The following is a 20,715-nucleotide window of genomic DNA, read 5'->3' as shown; positions in this document are numbered from 1 at the left end:
CTGTCGCGAGCGACAGTCTGGCTCGGCTCCTACTCCACGCCCTCGGCCGCGTCCATCGCGTCGTCCTCGTAGGCGTCCTCGTACAGCTCCATGGCGGTCTCGTGGCTCTGCACGGCCAGTTCGTACGTCTCGCGGAGGTCCGCGATGGGCGTCTCCGAGGCGTCGACCCGCAGGTCGTGCTGGTACGGCGCCGTGGCGGGGTCCGGGTGCGCGGTGTCGACGACCCGGAGCGCGGCGCTCTGGACCACGAGTTCCTCGCGCTTGTCGCCGCCCTCGTCGTGGCCGGCGGCGAGCGCGTCGACGAGGCGCTCGGGTAGCGGCTCGTCCCGGTCGCTCGCCTCGTACGTCTCGGTGACGGCGTCCAGCACCTCGGGCCCCGTCAGAAGGTTGCCGGCGACGGTGTAGCCGTCGCCCTCGCGGTCGCCGTAGTGGTCCCCGCACTCGTCGCCGGAGAACGCGAACGTCCCGTCGGCGTCGACGCCGTGGAGCTGGCGGGTCTCGCGGCCGTCGTCGGCGTTGAGCAGCGCCTCCAGTGCGTCCTCGACCGCGAGCCCGTCGGCGAGGTACTCGACGCCGCGCTCGCCCAGCGAGACGTTGACGAGCGACTGGGTGGCGACCGCCCCGTACTCGTTGACGAACGGACAGAGCGTGCCGACCCCGGCGAGGCGGGTGGTGACGGCGACGCCGAAGCGGCGCTGTTCGTCACCCGCCTCGTCCTCGTAGGACTCGTGGACACAGATGCTGAAGGTCACGTCGCGTGGTAGCGGCGGAGACGGCAAAAAGTCGGGTGGCGGGACGGCGGGCGCTGGGACCACCGGGCACTCCCTCGGCCGAAACACCGTGGAGCGCCGATGTGACGCGTGTCTGACGCGGATTTAAGCCCGAGGGGGCCAGTCGTCTCGTTATGGGACTGATGAGCAAACTCATCGGGGGAGGACAGCGGAGTGCCGACGAGTACGTCGAACTCGACATCGACGACTTCGACGCCGGTCCGAGCGAGGCCAGCACCCAGGTCCACATCGCCGAGATCAGCGACAAGCAGGACGTCGTGGACATCAAGGACGCCGTCTACGACGGCGGGCTCGTCATCGCGGACATCACCCGGCACACCACCTCCGACCGCACGATGGAGCACATCTACGACGAACTGAAGCAGGTCGCCACCGAGGTCGGCGGCGACGTCGTCCAGAAGGACGACGACCAGGTCATCATCACGCCGGGCGGCATGAAGGTCGCCCGCGAGAAGCTGGGCCGGTAGCGGATTCGCGGCCGACCCCCGCGGCAACCACCCTTTCTCTTCGCCGCCGCCTCCCGAGGCCGGGGCGGCGCGCACTCGGGCCGGACAGCCGCCGCTCGACCGTCGTGGTCGTGCGGTTTCACTCTGCAGCGTCGTCGACGTACGGGAAGCGGAGCGTGACGACCAGGCCCCGGGGATCGTTGTCCGCGAACTCGACCTCCCCACCGAGGCTCGTCATCACCCAGTTGACGACCCAGAGTCCGATACCCTCCGCGTGGAGCAGGGACGTTTCGCCCCCCAGTTCGATCGGCTTCCGGTCGAGGTCCGTGAGTCCGGGCCCGGTATCGCGGATCACGAGTTCCGCCATCGATTCCGTCTCGTCCACTCGCAGCTCCGCCTCGACACGCGGAGCGGAGGTGTCGTTGTGGATGATCGCGTTCTCGAGGACCTCACGGACGCACACCTCCACGCGTCCGGCCCCGTACACCCACAGCTCGTCCGGTGCCTCGAGTACGAGTGTCGCGTCCGGGTACTGGTCCCCCAGGACGTCCTGCTCGCGAGCGAGCACCTCGACCAGATTCGAGGCCGGCGTCTCGTCGTCGACCTCCAGCACGTGTCTCGCGATGTAGGCTTTCTCGCTCAGCTCCGCCAGTGTCGCGGCGGCCCGGTCGATCGCCTCGACGTGCTCTTCGAGGGGCGTCTCCAGCACCGCCGGCTCCATGAGCTCCGTATGGCCACGAATGATGTTCAGTTTGTTCCGCAGGTTGTGCCGGAGGATCCGCTGATAGACCTCGATCACCTGGTGGTTGATGCGCTCGTCGGTCACGTCCGACTGGATCGCGACGTAGCCCTCGACCACCCCGTCCTCGTCGAGATACGGGGCGATCGTCTGGTACGCGTAGTACAGCTCGCCGTTCTTTCGCCGATCGATGATCGATTCCTCCCACACCTCGCCACGCTGGAGGGTCCGGTAGAGCCGTCGGTAGTAGTCGTCGCTCATCCGGCCGGAGTTGATGATCGCCGGGGTCTCGCCGAGCGCCTCCGCTTCGGTGTAGCCGGTGATGCGCTCGAACGCCGGGTTCACGTACTCGATGATGGAGTCGGCGTTCGTGATGTAGACGGCCGGCGCTGCGTACTCGAGGGCCTGCGAGAGCCGTCGGAGTTCACTCTCCTGGGCCTCACGTTCCGTGATGTCCAGCAGCGTGCCGATGATCTGGACGCCGTCCGGTGTCTCGACCCGCCCCCCGTGAGCCTCCAGGACCAGCGGCTCCCCGTCAGTGCGTTCGCCCGCGAACGTGTAATGGACCGAGTCCTGGTCCCCGGTTTCCCGTGCAGCGAGACGGCTGCGGACCCGGTCCCTGTCGGTGGCGGCGACGTACTCGAAGACCGAGGTCCCGATCATCGCCGCCGGTGTCGTCCCGAAGATCTCGGCCATCTTCGGATTGACGTAGGTGAACACCTCGTCCTCGATGACGTACACGCCGACGACGTTCTGTTCGGCGAGGCGCTGGTAGTGGTTCCTCGCGCTGTGCAGATGGTGTTCGGCCTCCGTCCGGGCGGTGATGTCCTGGATGATGGAGAACAGGACCGTCCGGTCACCGTACTGGATGGACGTCGAGTTGACCTCGACCATGCGGAGGTCCCCGGATTTCGTCCGGTGCTCGAAGATGAACTGTTTGCCCGGCGAGTCGGCGGCCTGGCGGCGCCGGTCGGCCACTTCGGCAGGGTCGAGGGTGTTGATATCGTCGATCGACATCGCGGTGAGTTCGGCGATCGTGTACCCATAGAAGGCGACCGCGGCCCGGTTCGCATCGATGATGGCGCCGGTCTCCGGGTCGATAAGGAGCATGGGGAGGGCGTGTGCCTCGAACAGTGAATCGAGCGGCGCCTGACTGTCGCCCGTGCGCCGTCGGATGGCATCGACGACACGGTCTGCCAGGTCCGACCGGGAATCGGGGTCATCGCTCGCCGGACGGACGATGGTGACCTCGAGTGTGACGGGCGCGACGAGGCTGTCGAGTGGCTCCGTTGCGAGGAGCAGGACCGAACAGTCCGGCGCCCTGTCGTGAACGGTGGTGAGGTAATCGGTGGAGAGCCCGGCGTCGGCGGAGTCGACGACGAGCCAGTCGATGCGTCGCTGCTCGAGTTGTTCGAGCGTTGCCGCTGTCGAGGTCGTGACCGAGACATCGGCGGTCGGAAACGCCTGCGTGAGACGGTCGCGAAGGTGGCCCAACTCCCCCTCCTGTGCGATGACGATGTTCATTAGCCGAGCAGTTTCGTAGGTATTGCAGCCCACTACATATCAATCACCGTCTATGAACGGGCCCTCGATAACGACGACAGCGGGAGGTTCGGTTACAATTTCGCTACGACATATCTCCAATAATGGGGGATTTTCGACCGAATCTCGAGCTTAAGAGATTAACTCGTCCGCTTACGGCTCCTCGCCCACCTGCACCAGCGTCTTCCCGATGTTGACGCCCTCGAACAGTCCGAGGAACGCGTCGGGTGCGTTCTCGAAGCCCTCGACGACGTGCTCGCGGTACCGCAGGTCGTCGCTCGCGATGAGCCCGCCCAGCCGCCCCAGCGCGTGGGCCCAGCGGTCGTAGTCGCTGACGATGAACCCCTCGATGCGGAGGCGCTTCTGGACCGCGTCGGTCAGTTTGCGGGGTCCGGTCGGCAGTTCGGTCGCGTTGTAGAGCGAGATCTGCCCGCAGGCGACCACGCGCGCGAAGTCGTTGAGCGAGGGCCACACGGCGTCCGTGACGGGGCCGCCGACGTTGTCGAAGTAGATGTCGACGCCGCCCGGGGCCGCCTCGCGGACGGCACTCCGGACGTCCTCCTGCTTGTAGTTGACCGCGGCGTCGAAGCCCAGCTCGTCGGTCAGCCAGTCACATTTCTCCTCGGCGCCGGCGATGCCGACCACGTCACAGCCCTGGGCGCGGGCGAGCTGGCCGACGACGCTGCCGACCGCGCCCGCGGCCGCGCTCACGACGACGGTGTCGCCCGGTTCCGGCTGGCCCTTCTCGGTGAACCCGTAGAACGCCGTCACGCCGGGCATCCCGAGGACGCCGACCGCGGTCGAGATGGGTGCGAGCGACGGGTCCACCTTCCGCAACTCGTCGCCGTCGGCGACCGCGTACTCGGCCCACAGCAGGTCGCCCGTGACGATGTCGCCCTCGCTGAAGCGGCCGTGCTCGCTCGCCGCCACCTCGCCGACGACGCCTGCGCGCATCGGCTCGCCCGGCTCCCACGGCTCGGCGTAGGACTCGGCGTCGCGCATCCGCCCGCGCATGTACGGGTCCACGGACTGGTAGACCGTCCGGACGAGGACCTCGCCCGGACCGGGCTCGGGAACGTCGGCCTCGACGAGTTCGAAGGTGTCGTGGTCGGGTTCACCGGTCGGACGCTCCGCGAGGTGCCACTGGCGGTTTGTGTCTGCCATGGACGGGTGTCGAGCGGCGCCGGCTTGACCGTTGGGGCATAGGTCCGTCGCGACAGGCCCGACTCAGCAGGCCGGCGTCGGCCGCTGGACGGTCGCGTCGATGGCCACGGGGTCGGACGCGTCGGAGCGGTTCACCACGATGTGGACGCGGACCTGCCGGAGCCGCCCGTCGGGGACGGTGAACGTCTCCCGGCCGGTGACGTTCCCGACGGTCGCGCGGACGCGGTAGCGCCCGTCGCGCGAGGGGACCGTCGCCCGCGTCTCGAGGTGCTGGGTGGGTGCCAGCCCCACGGTCGAGTCGAACAGGACCGCCCGGCTCCCGTTCTCGCGCAGGTGGGTCGCGCGGATCTCCAGCGAGTGGGTCGACACGTCCTCGTTGTCGATGACGACGTACACCGGCGGCTCGGCGCGTGGCGTCGGAGAGGGCGTGGTCGTGCAGTCGGGCGTCGACCCCCCGAGCCCACCACAGCCGGCGAGGACGAGGCACGCGACGAGGGCGATTCGGGCGGCCCGGCACATCGCTCAGAGCAGTTCGCCCAGCCGCTCGACGTCGTCCTCGGTGTTGAACGCGTGGACGGAGGCCCGGACCCAGCCGTCGCGGGGGACCGAGCGGACGACGACGCCGGCCTCGCGGGCGCGCTCGACGAACGCCTCGTCGTCGTCGACCGCGAACGTCACGAGCCCGGATTCGGGCTCCCGGGGCGAGATGCGGCGCTCGCCCACCGCGTCCTGCAGGCGTTCGACCAGCCCGCGCTGGCGCTCGCGGATCACGTCGAGGCCGACCTCGTGGTGGATGTCGATGGCCTCGCGGAGCGCAGCGTAGGGTGCGAGCGAGTTGGTGCCGACCTCGAAGCGCTGGGCGCCGGGCATGTAGTCGACGCGGGCATCGTCGTAGTCGAAGGCGGCGTAGTAGCCGAAGTGGCGCGGCCGCCACCGCTCCGGGTCCCGGACGTAGAGGAACCCCGCGCCCCAGACGCCCGCGAGCCACTTGTGGCCGGCCGCGGCGACGAAGTCGGCCCCCCACGTCTCGACCGGGAGCGGCGCCTGCCCCGGGGACTGGACGGCGTCGACCAGCACGAGGGCCCCGGCGTCGTGTGCGATGTCGACCGCACGCGAGATGTCGAGATGGGTGCCGTGGAGCCAGGAGATGGCATTCAGGACGACCAGTTTCGACCCCTGGGCGGCGTCGCGGAGCGCGTCGAAGTCGAGGTGACCACCGGGACAGTCGAGCTCGTGGACGACGAGCCCGTCGTCCTGGCGGCGCCCCCAGGGGAGGGTCCCCGCCGGGTGGTCCATGTCCGTCCGGACGACGGTGTCGCCGTCGGCCCAGTCGATGGCGTTCGCCACCCGCGAGATGCCGTCGGCGGTCGAATCCGTGAGCGCGATGCGCTCGGACGCCGTGTCGAGCAGGCCCGCGACCGACTCTCGGGTCGCGGCGAACTGCTCGGCGGCGTACTCGTAGGGGTCCGCCGTCGAGTGGGCGTGGCGCTCGTGGCGACGCTGCTCGTCGCGGGCAGCGGCGAGCACCCGGTCGGGCGAGGGCCCGCTGGCGCCCCAGTTCAGGTACGCGATGTCGTCGAGGTCGATATCGGCGGCGACGTCGGCGGGGTCCATGCCGGGGGTTCGGACGGGTGGGTCAAGAAGCCGCCCCGTCCGCGCCGTCCTCGCCGCCGGGGGTGACTCCCCGGACCTCGAAGCGCGCGCCCCCCTCGTCGCTCTCGACGACCTCGAGCTCCCAGCCGTGGGCCGTGGCCACCTCCTCGACGATGGCCAGCCCGACCCCGGTGCCGCCGTCGGTGTCGCCGAGGTCGAACACCTCGTCGCGTCGGTCGGGTGGGATACCGGGGCCGTCGTCGGCCACGTAGAAGCCGTCACCGTCCGGGAGCCAGCCGATTCGGACGGTGAGGGCGGGTCCGTCGGCGTCCTGTCGGCCCTCCGAGTCGACGCCCCTCGATCCGTGTTCGACCGCGTTCGCGAACAGGTTCTCCAGGAGCTGTCGGAGCCGGTCGGGGTCGGCCAGCAGTCGCTCCCCGACATCGGTCTCGACCTCGAGTGTGGCGTCGACGGCCTCGCGGTCCGGGATGGAGGCCCAGGCCGTCCGGGCGATGGGCCCGAGCGCGACCGGCTCGGGCTCCTCGACGGTCCGCCCCTCGCGGGCCAGCGCGAGGAGATCGTCGATGAGCTCCCCCATGCGGTCGGTGGCGTCGACGGCGTCCGCCAGGTGGTCGAGGTCGCCCGTCTCGCGGGCGAGCTGGATGCGCCCGCGGACGACGCCGAGCGGGTTCCGGAGGTCGTGGCTGACGACCGTGGCGAACTGGTCGAGTTGCTCGTTGCGACGCTCCAGCGCCGCCGCGCGCTCGATCCGCTCGGTCTCGTCCCGGAGCGCCCCGACCAGCCGACCGGGCTCGCCGTCGCCGACGCCCTCGCCGGCGTCCACGACGTGTGCGTAGGAGCCGTCCGCGCGCCGGAGGCGGTAACGGCACTCGAAGCCCTGCTCGTCACCCTCCCGGACCGGCCGGCAGGCCGCCCGCAGGGCCTCGCGGTCCTCCGGGTGGACGCGCTCGAGCCACCAGGAACGGTCGTAGGAGCCGCTGCGGTCGAAGCCCAGGGCGGCCTCGACCCCGGCACCCCACCGGACGGCACCCGTCTCGAGGTCCCACTCCCAGACGACGTCCGAGACGGTGCGCCCGACGATCTCGTAGCGCTCGCGGACCCGCTCCAGCGCCGCCCGCTCGAAGTGCTCGGTGGCGTAGTCGGTCGCCCGGTCGACCACCAGCGGGACGGGGTTGGCACCGCTCCGGCGGAGGTAGTCGGTGGCGCCACGCCCGAGCGCCTCGGCGGCCAGTTGCTCGTCGCCGTCGGCGGCGAACAGGACGAACGGGAGCTCCGTGTGCGTCGCACGGATCTCGTCGAGCAGGTCCAGGCCGCTCATCTCGGGCAGGTCGTGGCTCGCGACGACGCAGTCGAACCGCGTCGCCTCGACCGCCGCCAGCGCCATCGCCCCGTCCAGCGCAGCCCAACTGGTCACGCCGGGGCGCCGCTCGAAGCCACGGCTCACGAGTTCGCGCATCGCAGGACCGTCGTCGACGTACAGCACCCGCGGCGTGTCGTCGGTCACGGAGTAGCGGCCGTAACGGCCCACCCCGTATAAATATCACCCTGTATGCTCGGTCAAAAAGCGACCATTATCAGACCAGCGGCGGCGAGCGATGCTCCGGCCCACCACGGGGGGCCCCCGCAAGCGGTATGTGCCGACCCGTCCCACGTACGGGACGTGCCGACCGCAACCACCGACGACGGGACGACGCTGCGCTACGCCGTGGCTGGCGAGGGCGAGGACCCGCCGGTGGCGCTCGTCAACGACGCCGGCTTCGGGGCGTGGGCCTGGGGCTGGCAGCACGAGCCGCTGGCGGGCCGCCGTCGCGTCGTCACCTTCGACCACCGCGGCACCGGCGACTCCGGGACCGACGGGGCCGTCGACATCGACACGCTTGCGGGCGACCTGAGCGCGGTGCTCGCGGCCGCCGACGCCAAGCCCGCCCACCTCGTCGGCTTCGGGCTGGGGGGCGCGGTGGCGCTTCGCTACGCCCGCGACCGGGGCATCCGCTCGCTCGTGCTCGTGGGGACCTGCGCGGGCAGCGATGTCGACGTGGACGGCCTGGCGCGGTGCTACCCGGACGGCGCCGACGAGGCCGCCGTGCGCGCGACCCTTCCGGCCCTGTTCTCCGACGCCTTCCGCGACGCCGACCCCTCGCTCCTGGAGCGGGTCGTCGACTGGCGCCGCGCCGAGGACGCCCCACCCCGGGTCCGCTCGGCACAGGTCGACGCCTGGCTCGGCTTCACCCCCGAGCCCCTGTACGAGCTGACCGAGCCCGCGTTCGTTCTCCGCGGAACCGACGACCCCGCCGTCGACCGGCCCACGGCCGAGGCGCTGGCGGAGGACCTGCCGCGCGGCCGGTTCGAGGCCATCGCCGGCCGCCGGCTCGCCCACGTCGAGTCCTCACGACCCGTCAACGACGCGCTGACCGCCTTCTTCGACGAGGTGGACGATGACGGGTGACGACCCCGGGACGGGCGAGGGGACCGACGGCGGCCGGAGTCCGTACGAACCGGAGCCGCCCCACCCGCCCGGCGACGATGCCGACGCCGACGACGGCCCGCCCCACGTCGCTCGCCTCGACCTCGACGCGGTCACCGCCCACCGGGCCCGCGAGGTGAGCGGCGTCGAGCGCGCGGAGTGGGCCGGCGTCCTCGTCCCGGTCATCGAGCGCGAGGACGGCCACCACCTCCTGTTCACGGAGCGCGCGGCCGACATGCGCAACCACGCCGGCGAGATGAGCTTCCCCGGCGGCGGCTACGAGGCCGACGACGGCGACCTGGAGACGACCGCGCTGCGGGAGGCCCGCGAGGAGGTCGGCCTCGAACCGATGACCGCCGACGTCGTCGGCCCGCTGGACGACCTGCCGGGGCCCTACGGCCACGTCGTCCGGCCGTTCGTCGCGCGGGTCCCCGACCGGACCTACGACCCCGACGAGCGGGAGGTCGCCGCCGTCGTTGTCATCTCGGTGTCGGACCTGACCTCGCCGGGCGTCTACGAGAGCGAGACCCGCTCGCACCCGGACCGCGGCACCGCGCGCCTCCCCTTCTTCCGTGTCGACGGGCACGTCGTCTGGGGGCTGACGGGGTTCATCGTCCGGACGCTGCTGGACCTGACGACCGACTGGGACCCGCCGGACCGGGGCGAACGGCTGGGGCCGCGGCCGGACGAGGGCCACGACGTGCCCGCCGGTTGGCCCGAAAAAGACAGATAATTTGATTATTCGAGTTATAAATCCCAGGTGGGCGACTTTACACGCTATTTTTCAGCTTTAGATGATTATTCCACAACAGGCGACAGAGAGACCTACGAAGCCCTCGCGCGCTCCACCGTCCGCGCCTCGCTGCGCTCCTCGCTCCCTGCGGTCGCTGTGGTGCTTGCGTCGTCGGGGACGGGTGGAGCGCGCTCGACGAAGGTGGACGACGCAAGCACCGCAGGGTGAGCGAAGCGAACCCGAGGAGCGGAGCGAGGTCGTTCGAGAGAGCGGAGCTCTCTCGTGATGACGAAAATCTCCGGTTTTCGAACCACCCCCGAGTCGAGAGCGCGAGGGCTTCGTAGCTGTCTCCGTCGTCGCCATCGTGATAGAGCGCGAGGGCTTCGTAGCCGTCTCCGTCGTCTTCGCTGTCACCGTGAGAGAGGACGAGGGGGCCGGAGGGCTTCGAAATCCGACCTGCCTCACACCACCTCGAAGACCCGCTCCACGGCCGTCTCCACGTCCGCACGGCTCACGTCCAGATGCGTACAGAACCGGACCTGGTGGTCGTCGAACGGGACCGCCAGCACGCCCGCGTCCGCACAGCGCGCCAGGACGTCCTCGGCCGGCTCGTCGGTGTCGACCAGCACGATGTTCGTCTCGGGGTCGTGCGCCGAGAGCCCGGCCAGCTCGTCCAGCCCGGCGGCCAGGCGCTCGGCGTTCCGGTGATCCTCGGCCAGCCGGTCGCGGTTCTCCAGCGCACGGAGGCCGGGCGCGGCGATGATGCCGGCCTGGCGCATCCCGCCACCGAACAGCTTCCGGTGCCGGCGGGCGGCCTCGATGAACTCGGCATCGCCCGCGAGCATCGAGCCGACGGGCGCGCCGAGCCCCTTCGAGAGGCAGAACATCACGGAATCGACCTCGCGCGCGATGCGGGCGGCCGGCACGTCCAGCGCAGCGGCGGCGTTGAACAGGCGCGCCCCGTCGAGGTGGACCGGCACGTCGTGGGAGTGGGCGGCCTCGGCCGCCGCGTCGATGCGCTCGGGGGCGATGGCAGTGCCCCCCTTCGCGTTGTGCGTGTTCTCCAGGCAGAGCAGGCCCGTTCCCGGGCGGTGGCCGTCGGCCTCGACGTACCCCTCGTGGACGGCCTCGGGCGCCACGACGCCGCGGTCGCCGCCGTCGACGGTGCGGACCTGCAGGCCCGAGTGCTGGGCGAGGCCGCCGAGTTCCCAGCGGTAGACGTGGCTGTCGCGCTCGACGAGCGCCTCCTGGCCCCGCTCGGTGTGGGTCCGAACGGCGACCTGGTTGCCCATCGTCCCCGTCGGGACGTACAGCGCGGCCGCCATCCCCACGAGGTCGGCCGCGCGCCGTTCGAGTTCGTTGACGGTGGGGTCCTCGCGGTAGACGTCGTCGCCCACGTCGGCGTCGCGGGCGGCCTCGCGCATCGCGTCGCTCGGGCGGGTGACCGTATCGGAGCGGCAGTCGATGGGGTCGTCGTGGTCGGTGTCGGCGGCGGGCATGGGCCACCGTTTCGGGTCGAGTGGCAAAGTCGCGTCGGGTATCCGCGTGGGAACGGTTTTGCCGCCCGCGAGCGGACGGCCGCCATGAGCGTGCTGACGGACGCGGACCCCACGGACGAAGAGCCAACAGCTGCACAGCCGCTGCGGGCCGTGGCGGCGAGCGTGGCGCTGACCGTCGCGGGGCTGGTCGCCTCCCTCGTCGGCGGGGTCGCGCTGGTCGTCCCGGTGCTCGTCCTCGGGCTGGAGGTCCAGAGCCTCCCGGTCTTCCTCGGGCTGGCTGTCGTGGGCCAGCTCGGGTTCCTCGTGGTCGGCTACGGTTACGCCCGGTACGCGGGCGTCCGGGTCCGGGTGGCGGTCCCGAGCGCCAGCGAGGCCGGCTACGCGCTCGGTGGCACCCTCCTCTCGCTCCTCCTCGTGTCGGTGCTGGCGGCCGTCGTCTCGGTGCTCGGGCTGCTCCCCGACTCCGTCATCGGTGGGGTCGCGGAGACGGACCCGACGCTGCTACTGTGGCTCGCGCTCCTCTCGGTCGTCCTCGTCGCGCCGGCCGAGGAGTTCCTGTTCCGGGGCGTGATCCAGACACGGCTCCGGCGCGCGTTCGGGCCGGTCGCCGCTATCGTGGGGGCGAGTATCCTCTTCGGCTCGCTCCACCTCGGCAACTACGTCGGCACGCTCGGGCCCGTGGTCGCGGGCGTCCTGCTGGTCTCCGTCGTCGGCGCGGTGATGGGCGGGCTCTACGAGCGAACCGGCAACCTGACGGTCCCGGTCGTCGCCCACGCCACGTACAACGTCGTCCTACTGGTGGGCGCGTACCTCGTGCCCTGACCGCCGGCTCCCGGGGGGCCGCGTGGGCCGCGGTGAGTCTCGTCGGTTCCTGCTGACTCCCGGCGACGTGCGACGCAGCGTTGCGGAAACGGTATGGCGGGCCCCGTCGAATCCGGGCGCATGGACCCCCGTATCCGAGAGCACGCGCAGACCCTCGCCGACGCCATCGACCTCGACGAGGGGGACGACCTCGTCATCAAGTCCGAACCCGTCGCAGAGGACCTCGTCGTCGCGCTGTACGAGGTGGCCGGCGACCGCGGCGCGAACCCGTTTCATATCACGACGAACCGGAGCGGCCGCGCCATCCGCAACTACCTCCGGGCCGCCGAGGAGCGCGGCACGGAGTTCGAGACGCCCGCTCACCAGCAGGCACTCATCGACGAGGCCGACTGCCACGTCATCATCCGCTCGCACGAGAACGTGACCGAGATGGTCGACGTGGACGACGAGACGAACGCCGACTACGAGAAGGCCCACAGCCCCATCCTCAACGAGCGGCTCGGCGACCGCTGGACGCTCACCCAGCACCCCGCCCCGGCGGACGCCCAGCTCGCCGAGATGAGCTTCGAGGCCTACCAGAACTTCGTCTACGACGCCATCCTCAAGGACTGGGACGAGCAGCGCGCGTTCCAGGAGCAGATGGTCGAGATCCTCGACGACGCCGACGAGGTCCGCATCGTCTCCGGCGAGACGACCGACGTGACGATGTCCGTCGCGGGCAACCACACCATCAACGACACCAACTCCAACAACATCCCCGGCGGCGAGGTGTTCACCGCCCCCATCCCGGACAGCGTCGAGGGCGAGGTGTTGTTCGACAAGCCGGTCTACCGGCGCGGCAAGGAGGTCACCGGCGCCCGCCTGGTCTTCGAGGGTGGCGAGGTCGTCGACTACAGCGCCGAGAAGAACGAGTCGTTCCTCGGGAGCATCCTCGATACGGACCCCGGCGCGCGCCGGCTGGGCGAGCTGGGCATCGGGATGAACCGCGACATCGACCGGTTCACCTACAACATGCTGTTCGACGAGAAGATGGGTGACACCGTCCACATGGCCGTCGGCCGGGCCTACGAGGCCAACGTCGGCGAGGGCAACGAGCAGAACCAGTCCGCCCAGCACGTCGACATGATCGTCGATATGAGCGAGGACTCGCGAATCGAGGTCGACGGCGAGGTCGTCCAGCGGGACGGGACGTTCGTGTTCGAGGAGTGAGTGGTTCCGAGCGCAGCGAGGAACCACATGGCGAGCGGGGAGCGAAGCGACCCGCGAGCAGTGAAGGGGCGCAGTGAGCGACGGGAACGAGCCCCGGCACTGCGAGCGGCGAACGAAGTGAGCCGCGAGGCCGGGGTCGAGGCGTAGCGGCGACCCGCCTGCCCGGGTGATGTCGCCAGGAGGCCGGGGGCGGGGACCGGCCGAACCCTGGCGCCCGCCCGGACGCTTCGGGCAATTTTTTCGCGCATGGCTCCGACCACCCGTGCATGGATCCCCGCATCCGTGACCACGCCGCGGTACTCGTCGACGACTGCACCGGCATCGAGGCCGGCGACCAGGTGGCCATCGTGGCTCCGCCGGCGGCCGAACCGCTCGTGACCGCGGTCGCCGAACTCGTCGGCGAGCACGGCGGTGTCGTCAGCACCTCCCTCGGGAGCCAGCGGAGCCAGCGCGCCTACAAGCTCGCCGCCGCCGAGGAGACGCTCGCCATGGAGAACGAGATGGCGCGCGCGAAGTACGAGGCGGCCGACGCCGTCGTCCAGATTCGCGGCGGCGAGAACCTCAGCGAGACGGGCGACATCCCACCCGAGAAGAACGCGACGAGCAAGCGAGCCAACCAGGCGGTCCAGGAGGCGCTGCTGGACTCGGAGTGGGTGCTCACCCAGTGGCCCTCTACGGGGTACGCCCAGAAGGCCGAGATGTCCACCCCGGCCTACGAGGACTTCGTCTGGAACGCCATCAACAAGGACTGGGACGCCGTCCGCGAGCACCAGGCACAGCTGGTCGAGCTACTGGACCCGGCCGAGGAGGTCCGCATCGTCTCCGGCGACACCACCGACGTGACGATGTCCGTCGCCGGCAACCATGCCGAGAACGACGCCGACGACAACAACATGCCCGGCGGCGAGGTGTTCACCGCCCCCATCCCGGACAGCGTCGAGGGCGAGGTGCTGTTCGACAAGCCGGTCATCATCCAGGGGCGAGAGATCCTCGACGTCCGGCTCGTCTTCGAGGACGGCAAGGTGGTCGAGCACGCGGCCTCGAAGAACGAGGACCTGCTGACAAGCCTGCTGGAGACCGACGAGGGCGCGCGCCGGCTGGGCGAGCTGGGCATCGGGATGAACCGCGACATCGACCGGTTCACCGGCAACATGCTGTTCGACGAGAAGATGGGCGATACCGTCCACATGGCCATCGGCCGGGGATACGAGGAGACCGTCGGCGAGGGCAACGAGCGCAACGAGTCGACCGTCCACGAGGACATGATCGTCGACATGAGCGAGGACTCCCGCATCGAGTTCGACGGTGAGGTCGTCCAGAAGGACGGCGCGTTCGTCTTCGAGGACGGATTCTAAGGTGAGGTCCTGCGGGGAGGTCGGAACGCCGAGCGGGGCAGCGCTCCCGTCGATGCCGCCGCGAGTCGCGAGGGGAGGGAGCCGCTACCGGCCCCACCCGCGACCGGACGGCGGCCCACCATGCCCACGGCCGCCCGTCCTCGTAGCGGACCTCCTCGACCGCGATACGGACGGTGGAACCGCCGACGGCGAACGCGTACTCGTCACCCGTCTCGGGCCGGCCCTCCACCTTCCCGAACCGGACACAGTCCACACGGGGGTCGGTCGCGGCGGCGCTCTGCGGTGCGATGGCGTGCCGGCGGAGAACGCCGCCGGCGGTGGACAGCAGGAATCGGCGCGGGAGCGCCGGGCATGGACTTCGGTGCCGGCGCGGTGGGAGCGCCGGCGGGTGGACGGGCGCCACTGACGGACGCCCGTCCCTGCAGGAACGGTGTGGAGTTCGATGGGATGTGGGCCGACCACGGTCAGATCCCCTCCTTGCAGATCGAGCAGCGGCTCTCCCGGGCCTCGTGGTCCCAGACCAGCGTACCCTCGTTGCACTCGTAGCACGGCGCGTAACTCGCAGATGGGCCCGATGGGGGCAGTGACGCGGACATTACACTTGACGAACATCGATTGATACGCATAAATCTTGGGCATAATGGTGTTAATATGCTCTAGAAGTTCTTGTATGGCGCCGAAAAACGCAACTTATGAAAATTATAGAAAATTACAGACGGAGGTTGCTGGACGGCCGTCCGGTTCCCGGTCGGTTCGGGCTGGCGGATTGGACGACCCACGGAATCCGGCCGAGGAACCGGGCACGCGTTCGCCCATCCCGGGCGGGACCGGCAGTCGTATGACGATGCCGGGGGAACCACCGCCCATGCTCGAACCGGGTGACCCGGCACCGGACGTGAGTGCGCCCAACCAGCACGGCGAGACCGTCAGCCCCGAGTGGGCGGGCGTGACGGTCGTCTACTTCTACCCCGAGGACGAGACGCCCGGCTGCACGGTCGAGGCCCAGCAGTTCACGACCGAGGCCGAGAGCTACGCCGACGCTGGGGTCACCGTCTACGGCGTCTCGACCGACGATGTGGAGAGCCACGCGGACTTCGCCGAGGCCGAGGGCATCGAGTTCGACCTGCTGGCCGACCCCGACGAGGACGTGTGCGAGGCGTTCGGCGTCCCGCGCATCACGGGCCGCGCGAAGCGGACCACGTTCGTCGTCGTCGACGGCGAGGTCGAGCGCGTCTACGAGGGCGTGAACCCGGACGGCCACGCCCGGGACCTGCTGCTCGACCTGATAGACGACGGCGTGGTGTCGCTGTAGGGGCGCACGGCGACGACCGAGGGATGCACAACTATACAACCCCCGACCGAAGCGGGGGCCATGCTCGAATCCGGCGACCCGGCACCCGAGGTCAGCGCACCCAACCAGCACGGCGACACCGTCACCCTCGACTTCTCCGACCCGGCGGTGGTCTACTTCTACCCCAAGGACTTCACCGGCGGCTGCACCATCGAGGCCAACGACTTCGAGGAGCACCTCCCCGCGTTCGAGGACGCCGGCGTCTCCGTCTACGGCGTCTCGATGGACGACGTGGAGAGCCACGCCGACTTCGCCGAGGAGGAGGGCGTCACCTTCGAACTGCTGGCCGACCCCGAGGGCGAGGTGGCGGCCGCGTTCGGCATCGACACCAGCGAGGGGTACACCGACCGCGTCACCTTCCTCCTGAACGACGGCGCGGTCGTCGCCAGCTACGACCCCGAACTCGCGGACCCCGCCGGGCACGCCCAGGAGGTGCTGGAGGACGCGCGGTCGCTCTGAGGCGGGTCGGAGGCTGGATTCGGAGCGCCGGTCGTCCGAGCGTAGCTCGGCTCCGGGGCAGTTACGGCGCGACTCCAGCCACGGTGCCCGACCGCCACGACTGCAGTGGCGACCGCAGGACCACGTCCGTCGGACCCGGCCGGGCCCACCCGCCGCCGGCTCCGCCCGCGCCCCCTGTCACGCGTTCCCGACGATGAGACGAGTATTTAGGCCCCGCCCCACGCAGTGGAGGTATGAGCTACGACCCCGCCAGTATCGAGGCCCGGTGGCGCGATCGCTGGCGCCAGCAGGGCTACTACGAGGCCGACCCCGAGGACGACGGGGACGCGACGTTCATCACCGTCCCGTACCCGTACCCCTCGGGCGGGATGCACGTCGGGCACGCCCGCACGTACACGGTCCCGGACGTGTACGCCCGCTACCGGCGGCTGCAGGGCGACAACGTCCTGTTCCCCATCGCGTGGCACGTCACGGGCACACCCATCATCGGCGCCGTCGAGCGCCTGAAGAAGGGCGAGGAGGAGCAGCTCTCGGTCCTGCGTGACACGTACAACGTCCCGGAGGACACCCTGCAGGACCTGGAGACGCCGATGGGGTTCGCGCGCTACTTCATCGAGGAGCACTACAAGAAGGGGATGCGGCAGCTGGGGCTCTCGGTCGACTGGCGCCGGGAGTTCACCACCAACGACGAGCGCTACTCGAGGTTCATCACCTGGCAGTACCGCACCCTGAAGGAGCGCGGTCTGCTGGAGAAGGGCCTCCACCCGGTCAAGTTCTGCACGAACGAGAACAACCCCGTCACCACGCACGACCTGCTGGAGGGCGAGGAGGCCGAGTTCCAGGAGTACACGCTGGTCCGGTTCCGTGACTCGGAGGGCACCGTCCTGCCGATGGCGACCCTGCGCCCGGAGACGGTGCGCGGCGTGACGAACGCGTTCGTCGACCCCGAGGGCGACTACGTCCGCGCCGAGGTCGACGGCGAGACGTGGGTCGTCTCGCGGGAGGCGACCGAGAAACTGCGTCTGCAGGACCACGACGTCGAGGTCGTCGAGGAGCTGTCGGGTGCCGAACTGGTCGGCGAGCGCGTCACCAACCCCATCACGGAGGACGAGGTGCTCATCCTGCCCGCGTCGTTCGTCGACACGGACAACGCGACCGGGGTGGTGATGTCGGTCCCGGCGCACTCGCCGGACGACTACGTCGCCCTGCGGGAGGCCAAGGAGCGCGCCGACGAGATGACGCAGTACGGCATCGACCCCGACGAAGTACGGGCCATCGAGCCGGTCCCCATCCTCACCATCGAGGGGTACGGCGAGGTTCCGGCCCGCGACGCCGTCGAGGAGTACGACGTGGCTAGCCAGAACGACCCCGCGCTGGAGGAGGCGACCCAGGAGCTGTACAACCGCGAGTTCCACCAGGGGAAGCTCATCGACGCCTACGGCGAGTACGCCGGCGAGACCGTCGAGGACGTGCGCGAGCGCTTCCGCGAGGACTACAAGGGTCGTGGCGCGTTCGGCTCGATGCAGGAGTTCACCGAGGAGGTCGTCTGCCGCTGTGGCGGCGCCGTCGAGGTGGCCAAACAGGAGACGTGGTTCCTGCGCTACAACGACGCGGACTGGAAGCAGAAGACCAAGCGCCTCGTCGAGGACCTGGACGCCATCCCGGAGAACACGCGCGAGCAGTACACCCACACCGTCGACTGGCTGAACGAGTGGCCCTGCATCCGCAACTACGGGCTGGGCACGCGCCTGCCGTGGGACGAGGACTTCGTCATCGAGCCGCTGAGCGACTCGACCATCTACATGGCCTACTACACCATCGCCCACCGGCTGGAGGACATCCCACCCGAGGCGATGGACCAGCAGTTCTTCGACACGCTGTTCTACGGCGCCGACGCCGTCGACGAGCCGGACGAGCGGGCGCTGGACCTGCGCGAGGAGTGGGACCACTGGTACCCCGTCGACTACCGCGTCTCCGCGAACGACCTCATCTCGAACCACCTGACGTTCTACCTGTATCACCACGCCGAACTGTTCGACGAGCGCAACTGGCCGGAGGGCATCACCATCATGGGGATGGGCCTGCTGGAGGGCCAGAAGATGTCCTCCTCGAAGGGCCACGTCGTCCTGCCGGGCGAGGCCATCGACGAGTACGGGGCCGACACCGTCCGGTTCTTCCTGCTGAACTCCGCGGAGCCGTGGCAGGACTACGACTGGCGCGACGAGGCCGTCTCCTCGGCACACGGGCAGCTGCGCCGGTTCTACAACCGCGCGACGGAGGTGATCGAGCAGGATGCGCCCGAGGAGCAGCCCGACCTGCGCCCCATCGACGAGTGGCTGCTCTCGAAACTGCAGGGCGTGATTCGCGAGGCGACGGCGGCGCTGGAGGGCTTCGAGACCCGGACGGCCTCGCAGGCCGCGTTCTACGCGATGGAGGAGCACCTGCGCTGGTACCGCCGCCGCGCGGACCAGGACCGCGAGGGCGCACGCTGGACGCTCCGGCACGTCCTGGGCCAGCGCCTGCGCCTGCTGGCGCCGTTCACGCCGTTCCTGGCGAACGAACTGCACGAGGAGCTGACCGGCGAGTCCGCCGAGGACGCGGGCTGGCCCGAGGTGGACGAGGCCCGCGAGGACCCGACCGTCGAGGTGCGGGAGTCGCTGGTCGAGTCGCTCACCGACGACATCAACGACATCGTGGATGTGACCGGCACCGACCCCGACGTGGTTCGGGTCTACACCGCCGCGGAGTGGAAGCGCTCGGTGTTCGAGCAGGTCGTCGAGACCGGTCCCGACGTGGGCGCGGTGATGTCCGAAGTGATGTCGGACCCGGACCTGCGCGAGCGCGGCAACGAGGTCAACCAGCTGGTGCAGGAACTGGTGGAGTTCGTCCGCGAGCAGGACGAAGGCCGCCTCTCGATTCTGGAGGACGCCGACGAGGCCGAGGTGTACGCCGACGCCGTCGGCTTCTACGAGCGCGAGTTCGACGCCGACGTGCAGGTGCTCGACGAGGGCGCCGACCCCGAGGACCCCGGCGGGAAGGCCGGCGACGCGGTGCCGTTCCGCCCGGCCATCCACATCGAGTGATCGGCTGAGCGGCCCCCTCACGGCCGCCAGAGACCCTCCACTGCTGTATTGATATCCTCAGCGCGCGTACAGTGGGTATGAGCCCAGAACAGCTCCCGGAACCGCCCCGCACCGTCTCCGAGACCCTCGGCCGCCACCTGAACGTCGAGATGCACGGATTCGGCCTGCTGATGGTCGCCATCATGGCCATCCTCGCCCTGCCGCTGCTCCCGTTCGTGGCGGTCGGCTGGCTCCTCTGGCGGGCCTACGTAATCGTCCGCCGGACCGTCGGCGGCAGCGAGCCGGTCCGCCCCGGCGACGACGTGCGCCAGCGGCAGGCGCGACGCCGGGCGCAGGGTCGCTGAATTAGCAGCGTATCAGCTATGTTTTAAGCTTATCAACTATATTTTACAGTAATTCCTGAACTGCGAGATATATCCGCCGATTTCTTCACCGAACCCGCGTGTCCACCAGTTCGAAGGGGTAGCCGTTGTCGTTGTCGTCGGCGTGCTCGTAGACGACGTGGGCGGTCGCCACGTCCTGGATCGCGAGTCCGGTCGAGTCGAACAGGGTGATGCCGTCGCCGGGTTCGCGGCCGGGTTTCTCGCCAGTGACGATCTCCCCGAGTTCGCCGTACAGGTCGTCGTCGTCCAGTATCCCGGCGGCCCAGGGGACGTTGATCTCGCCGGAGTGAGTGCACTGCTCGTAGTCGTCGATGACGACCTTCGCGTCCAGCAGCGTCTGGTCGTCGTGCTCGTGCTTGTCGGGCGCGTCGGCGCCCATCGCGTTGATGTGGGTGTGCTCGCCGAGCGCCGAGCGCGGGACGATGGGCTCCTCGACCGGCGTCACGGTCGAGAGCACGTCGCACTCCGCGGCCTCCTCGATACTCCCGCCACGCACGTCGAACTCGTCCTCGTAGCGCTCGACGAACGCGGCGACGGCCGCCTCGCGCACGTCCGCGACGACGACCTCCTCGATGTCGCGGACGCAGGCGATGCCCTCCAGTTGCGTGTAGGACTGGACGCCCGCGCCGACGATGCCCAGCGAGCGCGCCTCGGGGATGGCGAGGTGGTCGGTGGCGACGGCGGCGGCGGCGCCCGTCCGGAGGCGGGTGAGCGTCGTGCCGTCCATGATCGCGAGCGGGAAGGCGTTGCGCGGGTCGGAGTAGATCATCGTCCCCAGGACGGTCGGCAGGTCGTACTGCTCGACGTTGTCCGTGTGGACGTTGACCCACTTGATGCCGGCCGCGTCCCAGTCCTCGGCCTGCATGTACGCCGGCATCGACCGGAAGTCGCCGTTGTACTCCGGCAGGTCGATGTAGGACTTGGCGGGCATCTGCGTGTCGCCGCGCTGGTACGCGCCGAACGCCTCCTCGACGGCACGGATGACCTCCGGCATCTGGGCGTTCTCGCGCACGTCCGCGGGGTTCAGGAGGAGCGTCTGCATGGCCGGCAATTCTTGCTAC

General features: G+C 69.8%; 19 protein-coding genes. 10 read left to right on the top strand and 9 right to left on the bottom strand.

The genetic code is table 11. The annotated features are described in order from the left end of the window. Window positions 1-29: 29 nt before the first annotated feature. A complete protein-coding gene (locus tag P2T62_RS02800; protein WP_276259972.1) occupies window positions 30-752 on the bottom strand; it encodes a DUF1028 domain-containing protein in 723 nt (240 codons plus the stop codon). Window positions 753-904: 152 nt separating this feature from the next. Here P2T62_RS02800 and P2T62_RS02795 point away from each other — a divergent pair, with 152 nt between their 5' ends. Beyond that, window positions 905-1,258 (top strand): cell division protein SepF, encoded by a 354-nt coding sequence (locus tag P2T62_RS02795; RefSeq protein ID WP_276259971.1) that lies wholly within the window; start codon window positions 905-907, stop codon window positions 1,256-1,258. Window positions 1,259-1,376: 118 nt separating this feature from the next. On the opposite strand, the gene P2T62_RS02790 is transcribed toward P2T62_RS02795, so the two are convergent. The 5 genes from P2T62_RS02790 to P2T62_RS02770 form a co-directional block, all read right to left on the bottom strand. Beyond that, window positions 1,377-3,500 carry a PAS domain-containing sensor histidine kinase gene (locus P2T62_RS02790; protein WP_276259970.1) on the bottom strand — a complete coding sequence of 708 codons (2,124 nt, stop codon included), beginning with the start codon at window positions 3,498-3,500 and terminating at the stop codon, window positions 1,377-1,379. A gap of 171 nt (window positions 3,501-3,671) precedes the next feature. Next, window positions 3,672-4,682: an NADP-dependent oxidoreductase gene (locus P2T62_RS02785; protein WP_276259969.1), complete on the bottom strand. Its 1,011-nt coding sequence runs from the start codon at window positions 4,680-4,682 to the stop codon at window positions 3,672-3,674. Between the two features lie 63 nt (window positions 4,683-4,745). Continuing rightward, window positions 4,746-5,201 carry a hypothetical protein gene (locus P2T62_RS02780; RefSeq protein WP_276259968.1) on the bottom strand — a complete coding sequence of 152 codons (456 nt, stop codon included), beginning with the start codon at window positions 5,199-5,201 and terminating at the stop codon, window positions 4,746-4,748. Window positions 5,202-5,204: 3 nt separating this feature from the next. Next, complete coding sequence (locus tag P2T62_RS02775) at window positions 5,205-6,296, bottom strand: aminotransferase class V-fold PLP-dependent enzyme (RefSeq protein WP_276259967.1); 1,092 nt, start codon at window positions 6,294-6,296, stop codon at window positions 5,205-5,207. A gap of 22 nt (window positions 6,297-6,318) precedes the next feature. Continuing rightward, window positions 6,319-7,800, bottom strand: coding sequence for an ATP-binding response regulator (locus P2T62_RS02770; protein WP_276259966.1), 1,482 nt, complete (start codon window positions 7,798-7,800; stop codon window positions 6,319-6,321). A gap of 156 nt (window positions 7,801-7,956) precedes the next feature. Here P2T62_RS02770 and P2T62_RS02765 point away from each other — a divergent pair, with 156 nt between their 5' ends. Next, window positions 7,957-8,742 (top strand): alpha/beta fold hydrolase, encoded by a 786-nt coding sequence (locus tag P2T62_RS02765; RefSeq protein WP_276259965.1) that lies wholly within the window; start codon window positions 7,957-7,959, stop codon window positions 8,740-8,742. Next, window positions 8,732-9,493, top strand: a complete 762-nt coding sequence (locus P2T62_RS02760) for an NUDIX hydrolase (protein WP_276259964.1) — start codon at window positions 8,732-8,734, stop codon at window positions 9,491-9,493. The genes P2T62_RS02765 and P2T62_RS02760 overlap by 11 nt, the downstream gene beginning before the upstream one ends. A 461-nt stretch (window positions 9,494-9,954) precedes the next feature. On the opposite strand, the gene P2T62_RS02755 is transcribed toward P2T62_RS02760, so the two are convergent. Beyond that, on the bottom strand, window positions 9,955-10,992 hold the full coding sequence (locus P2T62_RS02755; RefSeq protein ID WP_276259963.1) for a threonine aldolase family protein: 1,038 nt from the start codon (window positions 10,990-10,992) through the stop codon (window positions 9,955-9,957). A gap of 84 nt (window positions 10,993-11,076) precedes the next feature. On the opposite strand from P2T62_RS02755, the gene P2T62_RS02750 reads away from it, so the two are divergent. The 3 genes from P2T62_RS02750 to P2T62_RS02740 all read left to right on the top strand — a co-directional run bounded on the left by P2T62_RS02750 (window position 11,077) and on the right by P2T62_RS02740 (window position 14,378). Beyond that, window positions 11,077-11,814, top strand: a complete 738-nt coding sequence (locus P2T62_RS02750; protein ID WP_276259962.1) for a CPBP family intramembrane glutamic endopeptidase — start codon at window positions 11,077-11,079, stop codon at window positions 11,812-11,814. Between the two features lie 120 nt (window positions 11,815-11,934). Continuing rightward, window positions 11,935-13,023: an aminopeptidase gene (locus tag P2T62_RS02745; protein ID WP_276259961.1), complete on the top strand. Its 1,089-nt coding sequence runs from the start codon at window positions 11,935-11,937 to the stop codon at window positions 13,021-13,023. A 266-nt stretch (window positions 13,024-13,289) separates the two neighbouring features. Beyond that, window positions 13,290-14,378 (top strand): aminopeptidase, encoded by a 1,089-nt coding sequence (locus P2T62_RS02740; RefSeq protein ID WP_276259960.1) that lies wholly within the window; start codon window positions 13,290-13,292, stop codon window positions 14,376-14,378. A gap of 464 nt (window positions 14,379-14,842) precedes the next feature. Here P2T62_RS02740 and P2T62_RS02735 read toward each other — a convergent pair whose 3' ends face one another. Continuing rightward, window positions 14,843-14,974 (bottom strand): hypothetical protein, encoded by a 132-nt coding sequence (locus tag P2T62_RS02735; protein ID WP_276259959.1) that lies wholly within the window; start codon window positions 14,972-14,974, stop codon window positions 14,843-14,845. Between the two features lie 269 nt (window positions 14,975-15,243). On the opposite strand from P2T62_RS02735, the gene P2T62_RS02730 reads away from it, so the two are divergent. The 4 genes from P2T62_RS02730 to P2T62_RS02715 all read left to right on the top strand — a co-directional run bounded on the left by P2T62_RS02730 (window position 15,244) and on the right by P2T62_RS02715 (window position 19,615). Further along, window positions 15,244-15,690, top strand: a complete 447-nt coding sequence (locus P2T62_RS02730; RefSeq protein WP_276259958.1) for a peroxiredoxin — start codon at window positions 15,244-15,246, stop codon at window positions 15,688-15,690. 60 nt (window positions 15,691-15,750) lie between these two features. Continuing rightward, on the top strand, window positions 15,751-16,188 hold the full coding sequence (locus tag P2T62_RS02725; RefSeq protein WP_276259957.1) for a peroxiredoxin: 438 nt from the start codon (window positions 15,751-15,753) through the stop codon (window positions 16,186-16,188). 233 nt (window positions 16,189-16,421) lie between these two features. Continuing rightward, complete coding sequence (gene leuS / locus P2T62_RS02720) at window positions 16,422-19,271, top strand: leucine--tRNA ligase (protein ID WP_276259956.1); 2,850 nt, start codon at window positions 16,422-16,424, stop codon at window positions 19,269-19,271. Window positions 19,272-19,348: 77 nt separating this feature from the next. Next, window positions 19,349-19,615 (top strand): DUF7535 family protein, encoded by a 267-nt coding sequence (locus tag P2T62_RS02715; RefSeq protein ID WP_276259955.1) that lies wholly within the window; start codon window positions 19,349-19,351, stop codon window positions 19,613-19,615. Window positions 19,616-19,700: 85 nt separating this feature from the next. Here P2T62_RS02715 and P2T62_RS02710 read toward each other — a convergent pair whose 3' ends face one another. Continuing rightward, a complete protein-coding gene (locus tag P2T62_RS02710) occupies window positions 19,701-20,696 on the bottom strand; it encodes an ornithine cyclodeaminase family protein (RefSeq protein ID WP_276259954.1) in 996 nt (331 codons plus the stop codon). Window positions 20,697-20,715 lie beyond the last annotated feature (19 nt).

The sequence above is a fragment of the Haloglomus litoreum genome, assembly GCF_029338515.1.
GTDB lineage: Archaea > Halobacteriota > Halobacteria > Halobacteriales > Haloarculaceae > Haloglomus > Haloglomus litoreum.
This window is presented reverse-complemented; position numbering and strand designations above follow the sequence as displayed.